At 67.0% G+C, this 2,366-nt stretch carries 2 protein-coding genes; both read right to left on the bottom strand.

All coding sequences use genetic code 11. The features are described from left to right. Positions 1-55: 55 nt before the first annotated feature. A complete protein-coding gene (istB, locus tag ABZV94_RS41330) occupies positions 56-826 on the bottom strand; it encodes an IS21-like element helper ATPase IstB (RefSeq protein ID WP_345137089.1) in 771 nt (256 codons plus the stop codon). Next, positions 823-2,241 (bottom strand): IS21 family transposase, encoded by a 1,419-nt coding sequence (gene istA, locus ABZV94_RS41335; protein WP_345137091.1) that lies wholly within the window; start codon positions 2,239-2,241, stop codon positions 823-825. Before istA ends, istB begins: the two co-directional genes overlap by 4 nt. Between the last annotated feature and the right edge of the window lie 125 nt (positions 2,242-2,366).

Below are 2,366 nucleotides of genomic sequence, written 5' to 3' on the forward strand. Positions count from 1 at the left end.
TGTCCAAGTACTCCTCTGAGTGCACCACCGAGTACGAAGTTGTGTGCACCACAGCTCAGGCGACGTCGGTGTCCCGCTCGATGGCCTGGAGGCGGTTCTTGAGCCGGTAGCTGTTGCCGTTGATCGGGACGACTTCGCAGTGGTGCAGGAGCCGGTCGAGGATCGCGGTGGCCAGTACCTCGTCGCCGAAGACCTGGCCCCATTCGCCGAAGGTTTTGTTCGAGGTCAGGATGATCGAGCCCTTTTCGTAACGCTTGGAGATCACCTGGAAAACCAGGTTCGCCTCGGCCCGCTCCAGCGGCTGGTAGCCCACCTCGTCGACCACGAGAACGGCGGGCCGGAGGTAGCTGGTGAGCTTATTGATCAGACGGCCCTGGTCCTCCGCGGCCTTGAGGTGACGGACCATGTCGTCGAGGCTGGTGAAGTAGATCGAGTAGCCGGCCCGGCAGGCCGCGACGGCCAGGGCGACGGCGATGTGCGTCTTGCCGACGCCGGGCGGCCCAAGCAGAGCGACGTTGGCCTTCTCCTCGACGAAGGAGAGGGTGGCCAGGTCCTTGACCTTGCGCGGGTCGAGCTCGGGCTGGAAGGAGAAGTCGTAGTCCTCCAGCGTCTTGTGGTGTGGCAGCTTCGACAACCTCAGGCCGTTGCGGAAGCGGCGGTCGTCGCGGACAGCGAGTTCCTCGGACAGCACCAGGTCGAGCAGGTCGAGGTAGCCCATCTTGGCCTCATCCGCCCGCTGGATGTACTGGTTCAGGGCCTCGGCCAGGTGTGGCAGGCCGAGCTTGGCGGCGGTGGTGCGGATGCGGGTGCTGGTCAGCTCGCTCAACGGACTTCCTTGCTGGCGGAGTTGGCAGTGAAGGGGCGGGTGCCGGTCAGCTCGTCGTAGACCGACAGCGGACGACGGCCCACCTCGACATTCGCGGCGGCGGCCCGGTTCAGCAGAGCCTGCAGCGGTCCGGCCTCGGGCCCGACTGCCTGCTCGCGGCGGGGCGAGGGCAGAGCGTCGCCGGTGGTGACTCGGCGGCCGGCGCCGGTGGGAAGGCCGTCCCAGTGAGTCTCGTCCACGATGCGGGCGCCTCGGCCAACGGCCCGCGGGTGGACGGCCAACAAGGTCTGGCCACCTGTGCCGGGGGCGGTTGAATACAGGCTGACCTGCGACTTCGTGGCTCGGATCTCGACCAGCTGACGGGGTCGGACCTTCCGGGCGGGAACGGAGTAGAGGTTCGCGTCGAAGGCGACCAGGCAGTCCTTGCCGACGTGCCGCAGGTGCCGCTGCGTGACCACATACGGGGTCGCCGGCAGCGGACGCAGGGCCATGTGGTCGCGCACGGCCCGGTGTCCGATGACTTCGCCGTGGGTGCCGTGGACCTTCGCCCGCCGCAGCGGCACCCAGGCGGCGAAGGCAGCGTTCAGCTCCTCGATGGAAGAGAAGGCCCGACCGGCCAGGACGTGGTCACGGACGATGTTCACCTGCCGCTCGACCCGCCCCTTGCCCTGCGGCCGGTAGGCAGCCAGCACGTCGATGTCGAAGTCGTAGTGCCCGGCGAAGGCGACCGCCTCCGGGTGCAGCGGAACCGCCTCACCGGGAGCGACGTGCCGGCGCACGACCGTCTTGGTGCGGTCATAGACGATGCTCATCGGCACCCCGCCGAAGTGCGCGAACGCGGCCCGGTGGCAGTCGAAGAACGTGGCCAGGTCCTGGCTGGTGGTGAAGCAGCAGAATGGGTCGCGCGAGTACGACAGCGTCATGTGGAACGAGTAGACCTTCAAGATGCCGACATGGGCGAGGATCTTGCCTTCGTCTCCCCAGTCGACTTGGGCCTGAGCACCAGGGACGACCTCGAAGCGCCGGTGCAGGCCCGCCAGCTCACCCGGGCTGATGCCCATTTCCTCCGCGATCCGGGGCCGGGCTTCCTGCAGATAGAGCTTCACCCGCTGGTAGTTGATGCTGACCCCATACTCCTGGGCCAGGCGCTCGTGGATCACCCTTCCCTTGAGCAGGATCTCGGACCTGAGCATCGCGTCGATCAGCGGCGCGACCTCGTCCACCACCCGCCGAGGCCGCTGATCTGCTGCTTCTCTCTTCGGCGGCGCGACCGATGCGGGGTCCTTGAGGTACTTGCTGACCGTCCGGCGGTTCAGCCCAGTCTCCTTCGCGATCTCCCGCAGACTCATCGCACCGGACTCGTACAGCGGGCGAAACCGCCGCAACTCCAGCCAGCGATGCGGATCCAAGACCACCGTCAGCCGCCTCCCTGTCACCCCGAACCGACAGCAGCAGACTCACGGCCGACGCCCCGTCACCGCATCAAAAATGGTGCACTTTCATCCGTACGAGGTGGTGCACGTTCGCTTGTACGCCGACA

This window comes from Streptomyces sp. NPDC004658 (genome assembly GCF_040609555.1).
Classification (GTDB): domain Bacteria; phylum Actinomycetota; class Actinomycetes; order Streptomycetales; family Streptomycetaceae; genus Streptomyces.